This window comes from Peribacillus cavernae (genome assembly GCF_003989135.1).
Lineage (GTDB): Bacteria > Bacillota > Bacilli > Bacillales > DSM-1321 > Peribacillus > Peribacillus cavernae.
Map to the genome: position 1 here is coordinate 1 of NZ_RYZZ01000006.1, position 20598 is coordinate 20598.

Sequence of the window (20598 nt, forward strand, 5' to 3'; positions counted from 1 at the left end):
TCACGGTGAATTGGCATGTATAGTAAATGTCCACAGGGGCTGTCACCGTATTTGAAGGCCGTCCCGGGCGTCGCTTTACTTTTTCCATCCGCTTCACTTCACCGGTGAGTCGATGGTATTTGAGTCGGGTAGCCACATGTTGTTCCAATTGGGCGGCGGCGTCTTCGTGGCAATGGTACTCGATCCCACTCCAAGTTTTGATGGATTTTTCGATCTTCGATCCTTCGTTGGACATGTCACGATTTATTTTCTTCTGCTTCCGCTGATCCAAGGCGGATGAGTGCACCACGGCGAACCGATAGGTTCGATCATACAATTCAGTGTCCATTCCTTGAATTCGGTAGATGGCCGAATTCTTCTTGTCAGAGAGCGTACCAACTTGAGCCCAGTCGGCTTCGTTTTCAAAGGCCGTCTCTTTTAATTTTTTGCATAAGCCGAAGTTTTCCGGGAAACGGCTAATGAACGGGCGATCGCCGAAGATTTTTAGATTTTCTTCCGTAACCATGGCGGAGTCTGTGATGGTGATCTTAGATCGAAGCGTTTCTGACGGAAGGAGATCTTTCATCTGAAGGGCCATGTCTCCATTCCACTTTTTATCCGATGTGTTTCCATCCATGACATCGGCGAAGATCGGGAGGCCCTGAACGCTGCCCAAGCCAAACATCAGCTGTTTTAAATCCGGTCGGCGCTCCTTACTGTGTCCGAAGGTAATCCGGAGAGAGTCCTCTTCAGAATCTGCTGTCTCATAGGCTCCCTGGAGGGAGAGACTCGTTGTATCAAAATGGGCTTGGTCAAGGAGAATCCCTTCCTTCTCCAGAGCTTCAAAGGCAATGCCGTGATAAATGCCTGGAAGATCACTCTTGGCGAGCTTTTCCAAAGCCCGCCCCAAGCGGTCATCGTTAAAGTCATCGGCTTGCCAAGACTTGTCAAATAGATTGGAAATGTCCACACTTTTATAAAAATCATTGACACGATAAAGGGGTTCCCGCTTTACCAACAGGTTAATGACAAATGCTTTAATGGCTTCACCGGGGGACATTTCAGCCCGGTTTGGATCCCAGGAAACACGGTCGTTGATATGCTTCACCACATTCAGTTCATCGCAAAAATGAGCAATGACGGAGGGAGAACGGGCATAGATTATTTGAGCTTCTTCAATTGTAATGCAGATCACCTCATTTAGGAAGTTATTCTAAATGATTCGATCCTCGGTTTCTTTAATCCTTTTTTGTGACAATCAATATCAATTTTCGTCAATTTATGACATGCGGAAGATGGGTTAATATGTATTCCATTCTTATATTATCATTCTCTTTATACTGTCTCCCGCCTAGTTAGGTGGGGATTTTTATTTTCAAAAAAGTAATTGACAGATAATTTTGAATCGTGTTACACTTTTACCAATCCGGTACAATGTACCGAAAATTATATTGAGGGTGATTTAGAAAACAATAAAAACATGTTTGAAATGCTTTTATCTATCTTTTAGAGTATCTTCAAAGCTGGTTTTTATGAGAATAGGGTGATTATACACCCTAAGAATGTAGCCGCTTACCATTGTGAATTATCTGTTGGAGCATTCCAAAATAAGAAAGGTGTTGTGATTAGTTTGCGATATGTTGTACTTCTTAATAAGACTTCAAAAGAAACACCGGAAGATATCACTGTAGCTCATGGTCATTACTTGAAAGATATGCATGAGGGTAAAAAAGTTGTCTACTCTGGACCTTTGGAAAAGATCGGTGGAATGGTTGTATATGATGCCAATTCAAAGGAAGAAGCCAGAAAATTAGTAGAGTTGGATCCATTCGTTTCTGGCAATTATCGAGAGTACGAGATTTATGAGTGGAAGCAAACAATAGGATTGTAAAAAATCCTGAATAGTCGTGTTCATTTGATGAATGTACAGAGGCAATATGTAAGAGCTTAGAGTCACATTACCCGGCTTAGTTATATAAGAACTACAAATCAATTCATTATTATCTGAATCTAAGGAAAGAGGGGAGACCTTATGGAATACGTAACCGAGTATTACACGGTAAAGGATACAAAAATTAGATTGTTAAAAGGGGGAAGCGGAGCACCATTGTTATTTCTGCATGGTGCCAATGGAGCCGGTGATTGGCTGCCAATATTGAAAACATTGTCGCAGGATTATACTGTTTATTACCCTGATCACCCAGGGTACGGCGAAAGTGATACACACCCGAAAATTGACAGCGTTCAGGATTTGGCATTCTTCTACCTTGATGTAATGGATCACCTGGACATAGATAAAGCAGTTGTGATGGGATCGTCTTTGGGTGGTTGGCTGGCCGTGGAAATGGCCCTTATCGCCCCAGAGAAAATTGATAAGCTGATTTTAATTGACGCTGCTGGTATCCGTATTGAAAATGTCAAAATACCAGATATTTTTGTAATGAGCCCACAACAGGTGTATAACATTCTCTTCCATTCTGAGGAAGCAAAAAATGATTATGCCTCAAAGAATATAAATAGCCCAGACCTCGAGAATATTGTACTTCGTAACCGTATCGCTACATCTCATCTAGCATGGAATCCGTACTTTCATAATCCCAAAATCCTTGACAGAATTCATCGCCTAAAGATGCCCATTCTCGTCGTTTGGGGCGCAGAAGATAAATTCTTCCCGGTAGCATACGGGGAAAGATATCATGAACTAATTTCACATTCCGCATTACAAATTATAAAGGATGCTGGACATTTTCCACACATTGAACAGCCGGAGCAATTTTGGAATTCGATAAAATATTTCTTAGCTGAGGAGGAAGCTGCACATGAAGTTTTATAGTTTTCATTTAATGCCATGGCCGTATTTAGAGGAAAATTTCAGGGATAATAATGATTCTGCCTGGGTAACCCTCTCTAATTCTAATTATGATCCTAAAAGAGGTGCCCAGTTGTACAAACGATATATTGATGAGTTAGCATATGCTGATCAGCTTGGATTTGACGGTGTCTGTGTGAACGAGCACCATCAAAATGCGTATGGAAACATGCCTTCTCCTAATATCATCGCTACCATGCTGGTAGAGAAGGTAAAAGGAAAAATTGCTGTCGTGGGCAATGCCATTCCACTCCGCGAAGACCCTGTCCGAATTGCAGAAGAGATTGCAATGCTGGATTTGCTTTCCGGTGGCCGGATTATTTCTGGATTTGTCCGTGGACTTGGAGCGGAGTATCATTCTTTCTCGAAAAATCCAACAGAATCCCGGGAGCGCTTTCATGAGGCACATAAGTTAATCATTGATGCTTGGACTAAACAGGGACCATTTGAGCATTACGGAAAGTATTACAAATTCAGATATGTGAATCCATGGCCAATCCCGATACAAAAGCCTCATCCTCCAGTATGGATCCCTTCCCAGGGCAGCAGTGAGACAGTAGCGTGGACTGCCGAGAAAAAATATACCTATGTGCAAACGTATAGCTCTATTGATACGATTCGTAGAGTGTTTAAGCAATTTAAAGAAGAAGCAAACAAGTGCGGCTATGAGGCATCACCAGAGCAAATGGGCTGGGCATTGCCAGTATACGTAGCGGATACTGATAAAAAAGCTATGAAAGAAGCAGAGCACGGAATCGATTATTTGTTCAACCAAGCCTTCAAAATGCCGCATGAGATTTTCTTTCCGGCGGGCTATTTAACATTGAATTCAATTAAAAATGTATTGAAAGCTAAGAAAGGGATTGGAACTACGAAGTTGGCGTTTGAATATTTGGTGGATAAAGAGTACGTATTGGTAGGGTCTCCTGAAACAGTACGTCAGAAATTAGCTAAATATCAAGAAGAATTTGGGTTTGGCAATTTGCTACCAATGATGCAATTTGGAACACTTTCACACGAGAAGACTATGGAAAATATTAAACTATTTGCTGAAAAGGTAATTCCATCCTTAAAACCGTTAGGAGAACAAGCGGTTATAGCTAATTAAAATGAGAGGTGTAATGATCTTGCAAAGTAAATACGTAATGGTTGGGAATATACGTACTCATTATTTAGAGGCTGGCAGCGGTGAACCGCTAGTTCTTTTGCATAGTGGTGAATATGGGGGAAGTGCGCAAAATAGCTGGGAAAATAATATTGAAGAATTAAGTAAACACTTTCATGTCTATGCCCTGGATATGATTGGGTATGGCTACACTGATAAATTATTTAGCTTTGATGATGCACATGCCCTTCGATTGAATCATATCAGAGATTTTCTAAACGTGATGTGCATCGAAGAAGCATCTTTCATTGGAAATTCATTGGGTGGCGGAATGATATTATCAGTTGCAGCACAGGAGCAGCCAATCTGGCCGATTAAGAAGATCATTACCATAAGCGGGGGCGGTCCAAACAACCCCGCTGGTCATGATATTTTAAACAATTACGATTGTACGAAAGAGTACATGCAGAAAATATTAGATATTCTCTTTTACGATGAAAAATGGAAGAGTGGAGAATATTTAGACCAACGCTACGAATCTAGTATTATTCCAGGCGCTTGGGAGACAGCCAGTGCTGCACGTCTAAAATCGCCTGTGGGGCAGGAGAAGGAACGAGTACTGCCTAATTATGGAAACGTAGAGGTACCTGTACTCATTTGCGCTGGGGACTACGATACCTTGAAATTCCCAGATTATGCCGAAAAGCTAAATAGCAGTTTGTCGAACTCTAATGTCAAAATGTTTGAGAAATGCAGCCACAGTGCACATATTGAGTATGCAGAGCAATTTAATGAGCTAGCATTAGAATTCTTATTAAAGTAGTGAGGTGTCTTACATGGGATATGTAGATTCAAATGGCATAAAAGTGCACTATAATGTAAAAGGCACCGGCGAACCTATCGTTTTTCTCCATAGTTTAGGAGCTAAAAGTGAATTGTGGGACCAGCAGGTCGAGTATTTTCAGGATAATTATAAAGTAATAACTATTGATGCAAGAGGGCACGGAAAAACGGATAGTTGCATTCCATTTAAAGTGGAGGATTGTGCATACGATGTCAAAGCCATTTTGGATTACCTGGATATAGACAAAGCGCATATCGTAGGTATTTCCATGGGCGGACACATGGCACTTGAATTATATCAAATGGTCCCGGAGCGTATTAAAAGTATAACGTTGAGCAATACGTTTGCGAAAATCCCAGATCATATCCGAGAAGAAAAAATGAATGCCCGGCTGAAATTGTTGGAACAGGACAATTTTGTTCAAGAATGGGCACGAATTTCAGTTCACGAGGGTGCTGATTATCAACTAATAGATCACACAATTGGCTTATATGGATGTTCAAAGGAAGATTACAAGAGTGCCTGGATTGAAATCAACCATGTTGATTTTTCCGACATGTTAAATACGGTTGATTTGCCAGTTTTAGTCATGACGGGTGATAAAGATTATATAGCTCCAGTTAAATTAGCCCAATTTTTGCAAGAAAATATCAAGAAATCTAGACTTGATTTGATAAGTAATGCCGGGCATCTAGCGAATTTATCCAATCCAAAGGAATTCAATGAGAAAGTAGCTTCTTTTCTTGCAGAAGTAAATCTATCTTTGCAGACATGAGGCGATAAAAAATGGAGTATGAAGAGCGAATTATGGTTTATGGTGGAAATTTAATCATATAAAGGAAGTAATCCCCTGTTAACGTCAAGGTTGTTGATGGGCAGGATTTCTTCCCGCTTAAAAAAATAAATGTAAACGATCCTTCATTAGTTCCATCAAATTATGATAAGGCGGACGGAACACCGTTAACTCTATTTCAGTGTCAAGACGGAACACGGCTGGACCTTTCTAAGAGATCAAAAGAATAGATGTCATTCTGGCACCGCTCAACTGATTTTGATGAATTAATATTCTGCTATAAAGGTTCTATTATTTGGGAAATAGAACTAGGCGAAATGTTTGTGATTCCCCGCGGTATCGCTCATCGTTCGAAACCAGGAAACGATTCAGATGAGAATATTATACTTGAAATAAAATTGTTATCCAGAGTAAGCCCAGTACCCATAGCGAAATAAAAGGATTCATACAATGAATATGATAGATACAATGATCAAAAATATAGATTTGCTCATTACAGTTGAATTCTAACAGAAGAATCATTGCAGATACAGCGATTGCTCAGGCGGAAAGATTGAAGACCTGAATGGTTCCTTTGGAGTCCGAGTTAGATCCTGGCTATCCTTCCGAGGAGTAAATAATTGTACTGACCAGCTAATTGTCCGGCTAAAGGACATAGCAGATGAAAATAGAGTAGGGATACAAGCTCATGCGTGCTTTGCTAAAGAAACACTGGAGGCATCATTGGGCAAGCATGGCATTCCTGAAATTGAACGTTTGCACCGATTAGGTGTATTGGACCAAAATCTACTGCTGATCCATTTGGGCTGGGTCATGCCCCTTGAACTGCAATGAGTCTAAGAATATGACGTGAAAGTAGTTTGCGCTCCAAGCTCAAGCCTTCATAATGACTACGGAAATATCGTACAGGGCAAAATCCCAGAAATGCTGGAAATGGGTGTAGCTGTTGGATTAGGTTCTAATCATACATCCTCCGGTATTATCGATATTGTGCTGGAAATGTTCCTGGCCAGTAAGGTATATAAAGAAGTAAGAACAAATGCATCTGTCATACCACCAGAAAGATCAATTGAAATAGCAACCATTAACGGGTGCACGCTGTGCGCTATGGGATGACCAGATTGGTAGCATTGAAGTGGGTAAAGAGGCCGACATTACGATGTTTAACACCAATAGCCCAGAATGGCAGCCCCTATATAATCCTGTCTATAATCTGGTCTACAGTGCTACTGGGAGCAGTGTGGATACAATTATGGTGGGAGGAAAGCTATTACTTCAAAACGGCGAGCATCTCACAATAGATATGGAGCGGCTATATAGCAAGATTAAAAAACTGAACCCAATTATATTAGAAAAAACAAACCTGCATGAAAAAATTAAGTCAAAGTTGACTATTATCTAACATAAAAGGAGGGGAAAACATTGGTTAAAGTTTTGGGTATTTCGGGAAGCTTAACACCGCGTTCGAAAACGATCATTATTGTTGAAGAAGTGTTAAAACGGGCAACAATGCAAGATCCTAGCATCCAAGCAGAAATGCTTGATTTGCGCGAGTATGACATGCAGTTTTGTAATGGGAGAAAGGCTGTAGATTATAATGAGGATACTCAAAAGATCATCCAAAAGGTTTTAGAGGCCGATTGTTTCGTAATTGGAACACCTGTTTATCAGGGGTCGCTAAGCGGTGCTTTAAAAAATCTGATCGATCTTGTTCCGCTTGAAGCCTTCCGAAAAAAGGTTGTAGGGTTAATAGCGACTGGAGGAACGTATCAACATTTTCTTGTGATAGAAAATCAGTTAAAGCCGATTTTTGGATATTTTCGATCCTATGTTGCCCCAAGTTATGTTTATTCCCATGATAGTCATTTCAATTCCAGTAAGGAAATTATCGATGTATCTGTACAACAGCGGATAGATGATTTAGGAAAAGAAGTAGTCGAAATGCACACAAGGTTCAACAACGGGCATAGAGCACAAATAAGTCAAGGTTAAATCCAATTTAATACTGGACAGAGGAACTTGTAAAACCCGTATTTCAAAACCTGAGCAAAGGGGGACAGACAATGAGAGAAATTGAAATAACAATTTGTGAATTGGATGGCTCAAATACAAAGGAAAATGTGCAAATCCAAAACGTATTAGTGGTTAGCTATGGGGGAAGGAATCCCGAAAAGATAAAGGAACACATTAATGATCTAGAGCTGACTGGGGTGGCCCCTCCACCTTACGATCCCAGCTATTTATCCGCAGAAACTTGATGGATTGACTATAGAATCAAATATCATGGTAGAAAGAAATCAAACATCAGGAGAAGTAGAATATGTCCTTTTTCATAAAGGAACAGAGTGGCTGGTTACAACAGGAAGCAACCATACGGACCGTGAATTAGAAACAAAGGATGTTCAAAAATCAAAAGAAGTATGCCCTAAACCTTATAGCAGTTCATTTTGGAGAATGAAGGATATTGAAAGCCATTGGGAAAGGATTATTTTACGATCATGGGTTACCGACGATAAGGATACCAGACTTTATCGAGAGCACGATCTAACTGCATTGCTGCCTGTAAATACTATGCTGGAAAAGCTCTCACAATTAGGCTATGACGAACTATCGAATACTATTATTTTCTCAGGTACTGTTCCTACTTTAGAAGGATTTGTATACGGATAACGATTTAAGTTTGAGATTGCTGATCCGGTCTTAAACAGATCCATCATTGGAAAGTATCACACCCATGTTACCGAGCAGGCAATAAGCACTGGAAAGAAATAATACCAATCGAGAAGGGGTTGAATGATATGAGACCAGATTTAGTTTTAAGCGGTGTAATCCCGGCTAATTTGCTGCCTTTCGATGAAAATTTAAACATCGATGAAGTCAATTATCGCAGGCACATTCGATCTATTATAGATACGGATGGAGTTACAGGCTTAACGACAAATGGCCATGCAGCCGAAGTGGCTACCCTGACACTGGAGGAACAGCAAAAGAGCCTTAGTATTACAGTTGACGAGGTGGCAGGAAAAGTCCCGGTTGTATGTGGGATCTATCAGGATGGAACAGAAAAAGCAATGAAAATTGCAAAAATGGCTGAAAGGGAAGGCGCAGATTGCCTTTTACTATTCCCTTCCAATGTCTTTAACAACGGATTTCGGCTCCGCCCAGAAATGGCTTACAAGCACTATGCTTCTATTGCAAGTGCAACAAATCTTCCAATAATTATTTTCGTTTATCCGGAAGCTTCAGGATTACAAATCAAAACCGACAACCTCGTCAAAATTTGTAATGATATCGACAATGTGATAGCTATAAAGGAATGGTCAAATGATATTGTCACCTATGAACGGAATTTCCGTGAATTAAGTAAATTGGATAAAAAAATCTCCGTGTTGACGAGTTTTAGTAAATCCCTTCTGGCCTCGCTTTGCGTTGGTGCGGATGGAATATTATCGGGACATGGCAGTTTAATTGCCGATCTGCAAGTGGCGCTTTTTGAAGCTGTGAAGCGTGGAGATTTATCTGAGGCGCGCCGAATATCGGATAGAATATATCCATTGGTAGACGTATTTTATGGTGAACCATTTCTTGATGGGCATAATCGGATGAAAGCTGCCAATGCAATGCTGGGCCGAATAAGTGAAGCTTACGTGCGGCCCCCGCTTCAAGCGATCCAACAGGCGGAGCAGGAAGAGATTAGACGAGTTATTACAGAAGCTGGACTGCCAGCGAAAACGAATTTAAGAGCATAATAGGAGGAGAACAATGGGTAAAGATCAATTTGAAGCTGGATTAGAAGTCAGGCGAGACGTTTTAGGTGCAGATTATGTTAATAAGTCAATCGAGAATGCAGATGATTTCACCCGGGATCTACAACAGTTAGTAACAGAATATTGTTGGGGAGAAATCTGGACAAGAGAAGGAATTTCCAGGAAAACAAGGAGTATAATTAATTTAGCAATGCTTTCAGCGTTGAACAGGCCGCACGAATTAAAGCTCCATGTACGGGGAGCACTGAGGAACGGGGTAACCAAGGACGAAATCAAGGAAATTTTATTACAGTCTGCGATCTACTGCGGAGTACCTGCAGCTATTGATGGTTTTCGAGTCGCTCAAGAGATTATTAACATTGAAAATGAATGAAACTTGAAAAATAAAAAATGATATCTACGAAATCAACGGCGTATTCCATACTTATCTAGTACTGGCTAAGCCGTTTTTTATTGTCCGAATCATTAACATTGCTTTAATTTAATTTTCACTTGTCAAGATATTTTAATAAATTTATTGATTGTATTTTGTGGAATTTTTGTAAAATCAAAGTCTGTATAGATATAAAAAAACCCCTTATAATTAGGTTTGGTAGTCCTGTCCAAATCCCTAATTACAAGGAGTTATGCATGGACAAGGATAACACAAATTCCACAATAAATGAACTACTAAAAGTAATAGATGAACAGACTTTTACCAAATTAGTCAATGTTATCGATCTTGATAAATACGTAAAAAAGGTAACAGCCTACAAATTTTTTCAGCTTCTAATCATAGCTCAAATGAATGAGTTGGACAGCTTGACCCATTTGTCGAAGTTCACAAAAGACAAGGAAGATTTACATATCCATATTGGATTGGATGGTATTAGCACATCACAACTTTCCAGAAAGCAAAGTACCTGGTCTCCTAGATTATTTGAGAAAATCTTTCATCACCTTGTGTTGGAGATTCAATCTCAAATGAAACAAGCACCAATTGTTCGTGATATCAGGCGCCTTCACGTAATCGATTCGTCCACGATGAGTATGAGCATTACTCAGTATCCGTGGGCCACTTTCCGTAAGACCAAGGCTGGCGTTCGCCTTCACCTTCGTGTGGTCGTTACGAAAGACCTGACCGTACCGGATAAAGCCGTTCTGTTATCGGCTACACATGCCGATCGCACACAAATGAACGAATTGATCGAAATTGATCCCGATGCCCTTTATCTCTTTGATCGAGGCTATGTGGATTATAAGCAATTTGATCAATTTCGCCGTGAAGGTCTTCGTTTCATCACACGCCTAAAGAAAAATGCTGAAATCGAGGTGTTGGCTGAACAAACGCCAGATCCTGACAATCTCATCTATCAAGATGCCGAAGTTTTCCTTGGGAAGACTCAAACGGGAACGAAGATGGAATACTCTCTTCAGTTGATTAAAACGAAAGACAGTGAAGGAAATCTCGTTATCATTGTCACGAGTTGTTTTGATCTGACTGCTAAAGAGATCGCAGATCTCTATCGTTACCGTTGGAAGATTGAGACTTTCTTTAAATGGATGAAACAACACTTGAAGATTACATCTTTTTACGGAAAAAGCGAAAATGCCGTTTACAATCAAATCTGGATTGCGATGATCACGTATTGTTTAGAAGTGTTGCTTCAGCTGAAAGTCGGCTACACCGGAACCTTGTTAGAACTTAAAAGAACACTGGAAATCCAACTGTTTAAGGGGTTGGATGCCTTTATTCGCACTCTCTTCAGGAAACCAACGCGCTCCTCCAAAGGGCGAAAAAAAACGCGCTGGGAAGAAGAGTTTCGAGTCATTGAGCGCCAGTTTGACGAAGGTGAGGTGAGTCATCTGAATGATGTAAGCTACGATCCAATGTTTTAAAGGGCACCAACATATTTCCAAATTGTGGATAAGGACTACCTCTTATATCCTTATCCTTCTTTTTAAATTTTGAGCGAAAGAAATAAAACTGAATATTCAAACAATATGGGGATTCCCAAACAATGCCAATTTGACATGATGCAAAAATATTTATGCAATGCTAATGTGTCCGAATATAATAATAGGGAATGTGAGGCCAGGATTAAACATGTTTGAAAGGCAAGATGGAACAGGAGATAACGCCAATGAAAAAAAATAATAATATCCTTATTGTTATAGGTATTATACTCATTGCGGCAAATATGCGTCCGGCGATCACTTCAGTCGGTCCTTTGATTGGAGATATCCGTTCTGATATGAGCTTGACGAACGGGCTGGCTGGTTTAATAACGACTCTTCCACTTATCGCATTTGCAATTTCTTCTCCGATCATACCAAAATTAAGTCGCCAATTTGGAAATGAAATCATACTTTTTCTGGGTTTAACAACATTGGTATTCGGAATTCTAATACGCTCTGCGTCCTGGGTAGTGACATTATTTATGGGTACGTTCGTTATTGGTATAGCCATTGCCATTTTCAACGTACTCTTACCAGGATTGATAAAAAATAAATTCCCTCACAAAGTAGGACTATTAACCGGTGTGTATTCTACGATTATGGTGCTTAGTGCTGCAGTATCATCGGGTCTCATTTCACCGCTAAACCAACAGTTTAGTATCGGTTGGCGGGGTATATTGGCTTGCCAGGCTATTATGGCTGCTCTTGCTGCCCTATTATGGCTGCCTCAATTACGTGGTTTTATAAAACCAAGTCACTCTGCTGGCACCACACCGCAATTAGGAGGACTGCTCCTTTCCCCGCTTGCGTGGCAAGTTACCTTTTTTATGGGGCTTCAGTCATTTATATTTTTTGTATTGGTAGCATGGCTTCCAGAGATTCTGATTGACAGAGGATACAGCGTTTCTTCGGCAGGCTGGCTGCTTTCATTTATGCAATTTTCAGGACTGCCGGCCACCTTTCTTGTACCTATTTTTTCTGATATGTTAAAAAATCAGAAGGTAATTGTCGTTGTTATCGTTCTGCTTGATATTATTGGGTTAGTTGGATTACTTAGCGGTTCAACAAAGTTCATTGTTCTCTGGATTATATTCATAGGATTAAGTCAGGGAGCCAGTATCAGTTTGGCACTCGCGTTTCTCGGTTTACGGGCAAGGAATGCGCAGCAAGCAGCAGAGCTATCAGGTATGTCTCAATCTTTTGGTTATATTCTTGGTGCTCTCGGTCCGGTCTCCTTTGGGTACATTTACGATATCACCCAGGCGTGGACCATCCCGTTGTTATTGCTAATAGCAGTTTGTGTATGCTTGCTGGTTGCAGGACTTGGTGCCGGACGCGCTATGTATGTTACTTTGGAATCTGAAGGATAATATTAAGTAAAAACGCAATATATTAATTTGCACTTTTATCCGTTAAATCTAATGGCTATGGTAAATTTAGAAAGTTTTTTAAAAACAAAACTTAAACGACCACCTGCTATAGCAGGTGGTCGTTTAAGGCGATCCCATAGTTCATTTTGTCCAACTAAAATAAGCGCCATGGGGCTTTGTTCATGTATTTTAAATTTTAATAAAAAGCGAACTTCCTCCAACATCTCTCGATCCAGCAAATGGGCCTCATCGACAACGACGATGGGCTGGATACGATGAATTCCCCGCATTAGCTCGATCTCCCGATGAAGCTATCTTTTGGCATTGTCCCAATAAAACTTGGATTCGCATCCCAGTTGTTCCAGGACCCCTTTATAAAAGTTACGGGGCGTCTGCTTGGAATCCGATACGTATAGGATTGAAAATTTGGTTGAATTCAATCCTTCCGTGAACCGGCGAATCGCCGTGGTTTTTCCTATCCCGCGTGAATCACCGCAAAGAGCTGCCGTTCTGCCGCATATTCCAACCTGCCCAACGTCTTTTCCAGCATAACAGAGTGATACAGATCATCCGTCGGGATATCGCGGGAAAAGGGAGAATGGCTTAGTCCAAAGAATGCCTCAAACATGGACGTTCTCTTCCTTCCGAACCATTCGGTAGGAAACCGCCGGAGCCTGTACCTGCTTTCATTCTTCGTGCTTCCGTTCAGCTCCGCGAAGCAAGCGGGAGGAATCTGCCGTTTCAGGCAGTAAATGATCGGGCAGTGCCGGACGTTTGCCTGCACGCTCCCCAATGAACATTTCACGGGCTTTCCAAGATGGATGCCCTTCGAATTCGATGGTCACTTCGGTGATACCGGCAGGGTCGTAAATGACTTGAATTTTCCGGCCAATGAAGGAGAGGCCCACCTCATATTTCTTGCCCATAAAGCTGATACATCCGGACTTATCCACTTTCCGTTCTTCATAGTCAAGGAAGGCATTGGCCAGAACCTCCTGATCCACGAAGCGGAGCGCTTTTGAGACGCTCCGGAACGCTGTCTCCTGGCTGGTCGCCTCCAATGCGGAGTGGGCTTATTTTGATGGCATTCACTGAGCCATACCTGAAACCATGTGTTGAGCTGATCCAATGTTTTCGGTATCTCCAGTTCTGCCTCATTAAGAAACCCCTGGATGACCCCATTAAAACGCTCTACCTTGTCCTTATTATGAAAAGCTTTGTCCAATGGGGATTATTTGACGCTTACGTTTCAAGCAAATTGGTAGACAGGAGGTTTTTAAGAATATGCAAAGGTAGTCAAACCGTGTTAGATCTGCCGAACTAATAATGCACCTGGAAAATATTTTCTAGAATGTAAAAATCCTTCAAAGGGTGGATTTGTTCTATCAAATACCCTGCTTATCCAGGAGAACATTACTAGAATCATCTTATATCTAGTAGAAAACAGCAATTCCTTTTTCCTAGAAATGTTAACTTTATTACAAAAATGTAAATACATAAGGCTAAAATACTATTCAGAATTTTTTGAAAATATATTATTTCTTCTCTATAATAAGAATGAAGAAGCAGAGGAGGCATTCTATGAAAAATAGTATTCGGAAAGGTTCTATTCCACTTTTATTGACAGCCAGTTTTTTGTTAGCACCAGTTGCAAGTGCCGATACGCCGTATTATGGCAAGACTTACAGCCAACCTGAGCAAGTACAACACCTATTTCCAGATGTTAAGGTGACGGATGGAACTCCAGCTTTTACAAAAGGGGAAGAGGCTTTTACCAGCCAGGAAGAAATGCTTGCTTACATACAGGAGCTAGAAGGAAAAAGTCCATATGTATCTGTTAAAAACATTGGCGAATCACAAGCCGGCCGGGAAATTCCAGCTTTGTATTTTACAAAAGATAAAGCAATTAAACCAAGCTTCATGTCTCGTAAACCAACTGTTTGGATTCAGAGTCAAATCCATGGAAATGAGCCTGCCAGCGGGGAGTCGATTCTTGCAATAGCTAATCGTCTGACTGGAGAATTGGGAGAAGAGGTATTGGACCAAATTAACGTCATTGTCGTTCCTCGTGTGAATCCAGATGGATCCTATAACTTTAAACGTCAGCTTGCGAATGGACTTGATGGGAATCGAGACCATGTTAAATTAGAATCTCCAGAGGTTCAAGCGATCCACAAGGAATTCAACCGCTATTCACCAGAGGTTGTGATTGATGCCCACGAATATACACCATACAGTAGTTCCTTCAATCAATTTGGTGAAAAGGGCTTGCTGAAATATCATGACATCCTTCTTTTATCTGGCAGAAACTTAAACATTCCTGAAAGAATTCGAACCATGTCGGATAAGCTCTATGTTGATCCTACGTTAAACAAATTAGAAGAGAACGGGTTCTCAGGCGATCGCTATTATACAACGGGTGTGACAAAAGGGGAGATTGACATTTACGAAGGGGGTCCAGAAGCACGAATTGGCCGAAATGCATTTGGATTACAAACCGCCTTTTCTTTCCTGGTTGAAAGCCGCGGAATTTCCATTGGCAGAGAAAATTTCAGCAGACGTGTTGCAGCCCAAATTGCGACGCACGAACATATTTTGAGACAAACAGCAGAGAATGCCAGAGAAGTGAAAACAACTGTTGCTATCGAACGGGCCAAGCTTATAAAGAAAGGGCTTCTTTCAAATGACCATGATCCAATCATTGTTAACAGTGAAACAACAGAACTTGACAACGAAACGCTTGAAATGGTGGATATCGCCACAGGAACTGTAAAGGATATTCCAGTCAACTATTTTAGTGCAACCGAATCAAAACCAACATTGACAAGGGAAAGGCCCACTGCATATATCGTCAAACCTGAATATGGGGAAGTGGCAGCGAAGCTTGAGAATCAAGGCTTAAAAGGGTATCAACTCCCAAAAGATATGGAGCTTCCAGTCGAAGCCTACCATGTGAAGGGCAAAGAAAATTCAGAGGAGTATGAAGGAAAGCAACTGGTTGAAGTGCAAACAGAGTTAGTCAAAAAACATCTGGTTTTCCCGAAAGGAACGTATATCTTCTCATCTGGACAACCGCAAAATAACCTATTGTCCTTGTCTCTAGAACCTGAATCCATTGACAGCTATGTGACATTTGGGTATGTCCCATCAGAGGTTGGAAAGGAATTACCGGTATACCGTTACATGTTTGATCAAAAGAAATTAAAATAAGCGTTAGAGTAGGACAGACTGTTTATTAGGCAGTCTGTCTTTAATTTTCAGAATTATTGTTGTACTTTTCTGTGAATTGTGATAGGTTTGGTTTTATGAAGAATAAACTTCAAAAAATGTTTTAAAAAAGCATAAACTTCATTTTATAAAGGTGAAATCTATGAGTCTAACAGAGACAATTCAAACAGAATATAATCAGCTTTCAAAGGCCCAACAGAAAGTCGCTAACTATTTGTTAAAAAACCCCAGGGATTTTGCTGTTAAATCGGCAACTGAGATAGGAATACAAACCGGAGTAAGTGAAACAACGGTGATTCGATTTTGTTATTCAATCAAATTATCAGGCTTTTCGGCACTTCAAAAAATGGTCCGCGAGCAGCTTCTTTCAAAGAGTAGCAGTCTCGGACAGTTTTTTTCTAGTAAGCTGGAGTTAGCGGAACAGCCCCATTTTTTCGCAAAAGCAATGGAACAGGATCGCCTGCACATCCAGGAAACGATTCAAAACATACGGGAGCAAGATTTTGATCAGGCTGTCGACCAACTTATCCAAACAGATAAAGTTTATATTTCAGGAATGAGGACTTCTTTTTCGGCTGCAAGCTGGTTAACTTTTACCCTTGGCCTGGCCAGGGGAAACGTCCAACTACTTCGTCCCGAAACCGATGATTATATACTTACGATAAGTGAAATGAATCACAATTCAACTTTTATCGCGATTTCCTTTCACCGTTACTTAAAAGAAACGATTAAGGTTGCCCAGTTGGCTAAGGAACAAGGAGCTTTTGTGATTGGTATTACAGATTCACCTGTTGCTCCGATTCGAGATTATGCAGATGTTCTCATTTCGATTCATTCACCTGAAAAGTCGACGATAGATGCTACACCAGCCCTGTTTTCCTTTTTAAATGCTGTTGTCGCTGGTGTCTCAGTCAAGGACAAGGACCGATTTCAAAAACGCAAGGATCAATACGAAAAATTAAATGGGGATTACTTTTTTGTCCAAAATGGAGGAAAGAGAGAATGAAAGAATATATCCAACAGCTTAAACCGACGCTTGATACCGTTTTCGAATATCTACACAAGCACCCCGAAATTAGTTGGAATGAATACAAAACAACGGAATATATTGCGCACTTTTTACAGGAACGCGGGTTCATCATCCAAACCTTTGATGACTGTCCCGGACTCATTGTCGAGACAGGAACTGGCGATGCGTGTGTGGCTTTACGAACCGATATGGATGCTCTTTGGCAGGAAGTAGACGGTCAATTTCAAGCTGTCCATTCTTGCGGCCATGATGCCCATATGACCATGCTTCTTGGAACTATGCTCCTTCTGCAAAAAATGAACCTGCCATCTAAAGGGAAGCTGAAATTCATTTTTCAACCTGCCGAGGAAAAGGGGGCCGGTGCGTTAAAAATGATCGAAAAACACGTGCTTGATGGGGTCGACTTTTTGTACGGTGTCCATCTTAGGCCGATTCAAGAATTAAACGACGGCGAGGCAGTTCCCGCTATTTACCACGGAGCAGCGAAGTTTATGGGCGGGGAAATTATTGGTGAGGATGCACATGGGGCCCGTCCCCACCTTGGGCAAAATGCAATTGAAATTGGAGCGTCGCTTGTCCATGAAATAAAGAACATTCATTTAAATCCAATGGTTCCTCATACGGCGAAACTGACAAGATTCCAAGCCGGCAGTGAATCAGGGAACATCATCCCTGGAAAAGCATCGTTTAGTATCGATTTACGAGCGCAGACCAACGAAGTAATGAGCGAGCTAACTGAAAAAATTGAAGCAATAACAGAGTACTTGGCGAAACTCAACGGTGTTACGATTACACTGGAGACAAAAGCAGATATAGCCGCGGCCAAGATAGATCCAGAAGCCCAGCGTTTTATGGAACAGGCGATTATCGAGACGTTGGGTGAAAAAAAGCTGCAGAATCCAATCATTACTTCAGGCGGAGAGGATTTCCACTTTTATACGCTGAAAAATCCGCATGTTAAAGCTACCATGCTTGGACTTGGCTGTGACTTACAGCCTGGACTTCACCACCCCAATATGAGTTTTAACCGCGAAGCCTTATACCCTGGAATTGAAATTCTTGCCCGAACGGTGTTGAACACATTAACGAAATATGAAAAGGGGAAGGGATCATGAGTGCCGCGATTGAAATCCGCACCTTAACAGATGTAACGGATCTGATGCTGGTTCAACTGCTTGAAAAAAAGATATGGAATATGGATCCGCTTCCGCTTCATCAAACGATTACCGCTTCCCAAAATGGCGGACTTTTGTTAGGTGCTTTTTTAAAGGATGGGATGGTCGGATTCAGCTACAGTTTTGCCGGCTTTGCGAAAGGGCAAAGCTATCTTTGCTCCCACATGCTTGGCATCGATCCAAATCATCAAGAAAAAGGGATTGGAGCCATCTTGAAACAGGAGCAAAAAAAGATCGCGAAGGAAATCGGCTATGACTTAATCACATGGACATATGATCCGCTTGAAAGCCGGAATGCCTACTTGAATGTATCCAAATTACAGGCCATCTGCTCTGCTTATCTGGAAAATTGCTATGGGGACATGGAGGACAGTTTGAACCACGGACTTCCTTCTGATCGTTTGAAAGTGGAATGGTGGATTAATAGCCCTCATGTTTTGGAGCCGCTAACGATTCAGGCTGATCAAGCTCTATCCATTTTTCAATCGGAAACAACAGAGGAAGGGCTGCCGGAATTGATTCACATCGAGGACAGCCTCCGGAACATTACGGGCAGTGATGTTCCGATACTTGTGCCAATCCCTGCCAATTTTCAGGACATCAAAAGAAAAAATCCCAGTCTTGCCATCGATTGGCGTTTTCGTACGCGATATATCTTCGAAAGCTTATTTGCGCAAGGATATGCGATTGTCTCCTTGCTCAAACGAAAAGAGGGAACTGTCCACGATTATCTATTCGTTAAAAAACACGTGCTCAATCTAAATCAAGTAAAAAGGCGGTAACAAAAATGAAAGTTAGCGAAGTCACTTTGCGCCACGTAAAAATGAAAATGAAATTTCCGTTTACGACAAGCTTCGGAACATTTCAAGATAAAGAGTTCCTCTTGCTTGAAGCCAGGGATGAAATCGGGATGAGCGGCTGGGGGGAATCCGTCGCATTCCATTCCCCCTGGTACAATGAGGAAACATTGAAAACGAACTGGCATCTGCTAGAAGACTTTATCATCCCCAGTGTACTGAAGAAAGATATAGAACACCCCGATGAAGTGTCTGATCTTCTTTCCTTCATTCGTAAAAACAATATGGCAAAGGCCACGATCGAAGGGGCTGTGTGGGACTTATTTGCCAGACGAAAAGAAATCCCCCTCGCAAAAGCGCTCGGCGGGGAAAAGAAAGCAATTGAAGTCGGCATAAGCATCGGTATCCAGAAAACGGTTGACGACCTCCTGCAATTAATTCAAAGCTTCGTTGATGAAGGCTATAAAAGAATGAAAGTGAAAATTAAACCGGGCTGGGATGTAGAGGTTTTGAGTGAAATACGAAAACATTTTCCAAGTGTTCCACTTATGGCTGACGCAAATTCAGCCTACAGGTTAGAGGATATTGATGTATTAAAAGCGCTGGATGAATTTGATTTAATGATGATTGAACAGCCGTTAGCTTCAGATGACATCATCGACCATGCCCGGCTGCAAAAGGAGATTGCAACCCCGATTTGTCTTGATGAGAGTATCCATTCCGCTGAGGATGCCCGGAAAGCGATTGAACTTGGAAGCTGCAAAATTATCAATATCAAAATCGGACGTGTCGGAGGATTAACAGAGGCTAAACGGATCCACGATCTATGCCAGAAACATAATGTTCCGGTCTGGTGTGGCGGCATGCTCGAAGCAGGGATTGGCAGGGCCCATAATATTGCGTTAACGACGCTTGCGAATTTTGTCATGCCTGGTGATACGGCGGGCTCTTCCCGTTATTGGGACCGGGATATCATTGAACCAGAGGTGGTTGTCAAGAATGGAATGATCACCGTCCCCGATAGTCCTGGCATCGGCTATCAACCGGATCTTGAAGCGATTAAGCAATTCACGGTTTTTGAAAAGTGTTATTCATAAAACACTAATGTTACCGTTTTACCTAACGTTGTTCCGATGCTTGAAAACATAAGCAAAACATTAGGTGTAAACGGCAATTTAGCCTCTGTTCGGTATGTAAATATTCCTGTGTTGGAAGTTCAGGATAAAGAAAGGTTAAAAAGTGAATTGTACGAAGAAATGGTAAAAGAAAAAATCGCTTCATAAATTCTCGGAATATTGGAGGTTTTTAAGAAATGAGAAAGTTAGGAAAACAGGAAATTGAAGATATAGCGGTCGGAGCTGCCTTACTCGGTACTGGTGGAGGTGGCGATCCTTACATTGGAAAACTAATGGCATTGCAGGCCATTGAAGAGCATGGGGAAATCACCTTGTTGAACGCCGATGAAGTGCCTGATGATGCCCTGGTTGTACCGTCTGCGATGATGGGAGCTCCAACGGTTATGCTTGAAAAAGCTCCGAGCGGTGAAGAAGCAATAAATGCCTTTAAAAACCTTGAATCCTATTTAGGAAAAGAAATCTTCGCAACGATGCCGATAGAAGCAGGCGGATTAAATTCGATGCTGCCCCTTGCGCTTGCGGCAACGCTTGGATTGCCGGTAGTCGATGCGGACGGAATGGGAAGAG

The 20598-nt window shown here is 41.4% G+C and carries 21 protein-coding genes and 3 pseudogenes; 21 read left to right on the forward strand and 3 right to left on the reverse strand.

Translation table 11 applies throughout. The features are described 5' to 3' along the window. Positions 1-1174: IS1634 family transposase (locus ELQ35_RS04535; RefSeq protein ID WP_126863654.1), on the reverse strand; the 1174-nt coding region annotated here is incomplete at its 3' end. A 348-nt stretch (positions 1175-1522) separates the two neighbouring features. Between ELQ35_RS04535 and ELQ35_RS04540 the strand changes: the two genes are divergently transcribed. The 14 genes from ELQ35_RS04540 to ELQ35_RS04605 all read left to right on the forward strand — a co-directional run bounded on the left by ELQ35_RS04540 (position 1523) and on the right by ELQ35_RS04605 (position 12665). Further along, positions 1523-1870: a YciI family protein gene (locus ELQ35_RS04540; protein ID WP_185861660.1), complete on the forward strand. Its 348-nt coding sequence runs from the start codon at positions 1523-1525 to the stop codon at positions 1868-1870. Between the two features lie 141 nt (positions 1871-2011). Then, the gene (locus ELQ35_RS04545; RefSeq protein ID WP_126863656.1) at positions 2012-2812 is read left to right on the forward strand and encodes an alpha/beta fold hydrolase; all 801 of its coding nucleotides are present in this window, start codon (positions 2012-2014) and stop codon (positions 2810-2812) included. Continuing rightward, positions 2799-3956: an LLM class flavin-dependent oxidoreductase gene (locus ELQ35_RS04550; protein ID WP_126863657.1), complete on the forward strand. Its 1158-nt coding sequence runs from the start codon at positions 2799-2801 to the stop codon at positions 3954-3956. The genes ELQ35_RS04545 and ELQ35_RS04550 overlap by 14 nt, the downstream gene beginning before the upstream one ends. Positions 3957-3969: 13 nt before the next feature. After that, positions 3970-4776: an alpha/beta fold hydrolase gene (locus ELQ35_RS04555; protein ID WP_185861661.1), complete on the forward strand. Its 807-nt coding sequence runs from the start codon at positions 3970-3972 to the stop codon at positions 4774-4776. 13 nt (positions 4777-4789) lie between these two features. Beyond that, positions 4790-5572, forward strand: a complete 783-nt coding sequence (locus tag ELQ35_RS04560; RefSeq protein ID WP_126863659.1) for an alpha/beta fold hydrolase — start codon at positions 4790-4792, stop codon at positions 5570-5572. A gap of 867 nt (positions 5573-6439) precedes the next feature. Next, positions 6440-6706 (forward strand): hypothetical protein, encoded by a 267-nt coding sequence (locus ELQ35_RS04570; protein WP_126863661.1) that lies wholly within the window; start codon positions 6440-6442, stop codon positions 6704-6706. A 19-nt stretch (positions 6707-6725) separates the two neighbouring features. After that, positions 6726-6992, forward strand: coding sequence for a hypothetical protein (locus ELQ35_RS04575; RefSeq protein WP_246025971.1), 267 nt, complete (start codon positions 6726-6728; stop codon positions 6990-6992). A 20-nt stretch (positions 6993-7012) separates the two neighbouring features. Further along, entirely contained in the window at positions 7013-7582 is a 570-nt protein-coding gene (locus ELQ35_RS04580; RefSeq protein WP_126863663.1) for an NADPH-dependent FMN reductase, read from the forward strand. A 71-nt stretch (positions 7583-7653) separates the two neighbouring features. After that, a complete protein-coding gene (locus ELQ35_RS22980) occupies positions 7654-7848 on the forward strand; it encodes a hypothetical protein (protein WP_246025972.1) in 195 nt (64 codons plus the stop codon). Between the two features lie 25 nt (positions 7849-7873). Then, on the forward strand, positions 7874-8260 hold the full coding sequence (locus tag ELQ35_RS22985; RefSeq protein ID WP_246025973.1) for a DUF2848 family protein: 387 nt from the start codon (positions 7874-7876) through the stop codon (positions 8258-8260). Between the two features lie 128 nt (positions 8261-8388). Continuing rightward, the gene (locus ELQ35_RS04590; protein ID WP_126863664.1) at positions 8389-9339 is read left to right on the forward strand and encodes a dihydrodipicolinate synthase family protein; all 951 of its coding nucleotides are present in this window, start codon (positions 8389-8391) and stop codon (positions 9337-9339) included. Positions 9340-9352: 13 nt separating this feature from the next. Further along, positions 9353-9730, forward strand: coding sequence for a 4-carboxymuconolactone decarboxylase (gene pcaC, locus ELQ35_RS04595; protein WP_126863665.1), 378 nt, complete (start codon positions 9353-9355; stop codon positions 9728-9730). A 257-nt stretch (positions 9731-9987) separates the two neighbouring features. Beyond that, on the forward strand, positions 9988-11235 hold the full coding sequence (locus ELQ35_RS04600; RefSeq protein ID WP_126863666.1) for an IS4 family transposase: 1248 nt from the start codon (positions 9988-9990) through the stop codon (positions 11233-11235). 245 nt (positions 11236-11480) lie between these two features. Continuing rightward, on the forward strand, positions 11481-12665 hold the full coding sequence (locus ELQ35_RS04605) for a CynX/NimT family MFS transporter (protein ID WP_246025974.1): 1185 nt from the start codon (positions 11481-11483) through the stop codon (positions 12663-12665). Positions 12666-12700: 35 nt separating this feature from the next. On the opposite strand, the pseudogene ELQ35_RS23545 reads toward ELQ35_RS04605, so the two are convergent. Beyond that, positions 12701-13126 (reverse strand): annotated as a pseudogene (locus tag ELQ35_RS23545) (AAA family ATPase). Here ELQ35_RS23545 and ELQ35_RS22995 point away from each other — a divergent pair. Beyond that, entirely contained in the window at positions 13062-13217 is a 156-nt protein-coding gene (locus tag ELQ35_RS22995) for a hypothetical protein (protein ID WP_246025976.1), read from the forward strand. The pseudogene ELQ35_RS23545 and the gene ELQ35_RS22995 sit on opposite strands and share 65 nt — an antisense overlap. Positions 13218-13285: 68 nt before the next feature. Here ELQ35_RS22995 and ELQ35_RS23655 read toward each other — a convergent pair. Further along, a pseudogene (locus tag ELQ35_RS23655) lies at positions 13286-13872 on the reverse strand (Mu transposase C-terminal domain-containing protein); the annotation flags it as partial. 374 nt (positions 13873-14246) lie between these two features. Here ELQ35_RS23655 and ELQ35_RS04620 point away from each other — a divergent pair. The 6 genes and pseudogenes from ELQ35_RS04620 to ELQ35_RS04645 all read left to right on the forward strand — a co-directional run. Continuing rightward, on the forward strand, positions 14247-15875 hold the full coding sequence (locus ELQ35_RS04620) for a M14 family metallopeptidase (RefSeq protein ID WP_126863668.1): 1629 nt from the start codon (positions 14247-14249) through the stop codon (positions 15873-15875). Positions 15876-16035: 160 nt separating this feature from the next. Beyond that, positions 16036-16899, forward strand: a complete 864-nt coding sequence (locus tag ELQ35_RS04625) for a MurR/RpiR family transcriptional regulator (protein ID WP_126863669.1) — start codon at positions 16036-16038, stop codon at positions 16897-16899. Then, on the forward strand, positions 16896-18038 hold the full coding sequence (locus tag ELQ35_RS04630) for a M20 peptidase aminoacylase family protein (RefSeq protein WP_126863670.1): 1143 nt from the start codon (positions 16896-16898) through the stop codon (positions 18036-18038). Before ELQ35_RS04625 ends, ELQ35_RS04630 begins: the two co-directional genes overlap by 4 nt. Beyond that, positions 18035-18880 (forward strand): GNAT family N-acetyltransferase, encoded by an 846-nt coding sequence (locus tag ELQ35_RS04635; RefSeq protein ID WP_185861663.1) that lies wholly within the window; start codon positions 18035-18037, stop codon positions 18878-18880. The genes ELQ35_RS04630 and ELQ35_RS04635 overlap by 4 nt, the downstream gene beginning before the upstream one ends. A 5-nt stretch (positions 18881-18885) precedes the next feature. After that, positions 18886-19992, forward strand: coding sequence for an o-succinylbenzoate synthase (gene menC / locus ELQ35_RS04640; RefSeq protein WP_126863672.1), 1107 nt, complete (start codon positions 18886-18888; stop codon positions 19990-19992). A gap of 215 nt (positions 19993-20207) precedes the next feature. Further along, positions 20208-20597 (forward strand): annotated as a pseudogene (locus ELQ35_RS04645) (S-methyl thiohydantoin desulfurase domain-containing protein); the annotation flags it as partial. Position 20598: the final 1 nt, after the last annotated feature.

What these genes read in the sequence shown, in the direction of transcription:
- ELQ35_RS04630 (WP_126863670.1), top strand. Translation starts at nt 16,896, where the DNA reads ATGAAAGAATATATCCAACAGCTTAAACCGACGCTTGATACCGTTTTC.
- ELQ35_RS04545 (WP_126863656.1), top strand. Translation starts at nt 2,012, where the DNA reads ATGGAATACGTAACCGAGTATTACACGGTAAAGGATACAAAAATTAGA.
- ELQ35_RS04550 (WP_126863657.1), top strand. Translation starts at nt 2,799, where the DNA reads ATGAAGTTTTATAGTTTTCATTTAATGCCATGGCCGTATTTAGAGGAA.
- ELQ35_RS04605 (WP_246025974.1), top strand. Translation starts at nt 11,481, where the DNA reads ATGAAAAAAAATAATAATATCCTTATTGTTATAGGTATTATACTCATT.
- menC (WP_126863672.1), top strand. Translation starts at nt 18,886, where the DNA reads ATGAAAGTTAGCGAAGTCACTTTGCGCCACGTAAAAATGAAAATGAAA.
- pcaC (WP_126863665.1), top strand. Translation starts at nt 9,353, where the DNA reads ATGGGTAAAGATCAATTTGAAGCTGGATTAGAAGTCAGGCGAGACGTT.
- ELQ35_RS22980 (WP_246025972.1), top strand. Translation starts at nt 7,654, where the DNA reads ATGAGAGAAATTGAAATAACAATTTGTGAATTGGATGGCTCAAATACA.
- ELQ35_RS04625 (WP_126863669.1), top strand. Translation starts at nt 16,036, where the DNA reads ATGAGTCTAACAGAGACAATTCAAACAGAATATAATCAGCTTTCAAAG.
- ELQ35_RS04600 (WP_126863666.1), top strand. Translation starts at nt 9,988, where the DNA reads ATGGACAAGGATAACACAAATTCCACAATAAATGAACTACTAAAAGTA.
- ELQ35_RS22985 (WP_246025973.1), top strand. Translation starts at nt 7,874, where the DNA reads ATGGTAGAAAGAAATCAAACATCAGGAGAAGTAGAATATGTCCTTTTT.
- ELQ35_RS04635 (WP_185861663.1), top strand. Translation starts at nt 18,035, where the DNA reads ATGAGTGCCGCGATTGAAATCCGCACCTTAACAGATGTAACGGATCTG.
- ELQ35_RS04555 (WP_185861661.1), top strand. Translation starts at nt 3,970, where the DNA reads ATGATCTTGCAAAGTAAATACGTAATGGTTGGGAATATACGTACTCAT.
- ELQ35_RS04620 (WP_126863668.1), top strand. Translation starts at nt 14,247, where the DNA reads ATGAAAAATAGTATTCGGAAAGGTTCTATTCCACTTTTATTGACAGCC.
- ELQ35_RS04560 (WP_126863659.1), top strand. Translation starts at nt 4,790, where the DNA reads ATGGGATATGTAGATTCAAATGGCATAAAAGTGCACTATAATGTAAAA.
- ELQ35_RS04590 (WP_126863664.1), top strand. Translation starts at nt 8,389, where the DNA reads ATGAGACCAGATTTAGTTTTAAGCGGTGTAATCCCGGCTAATTTGCTG.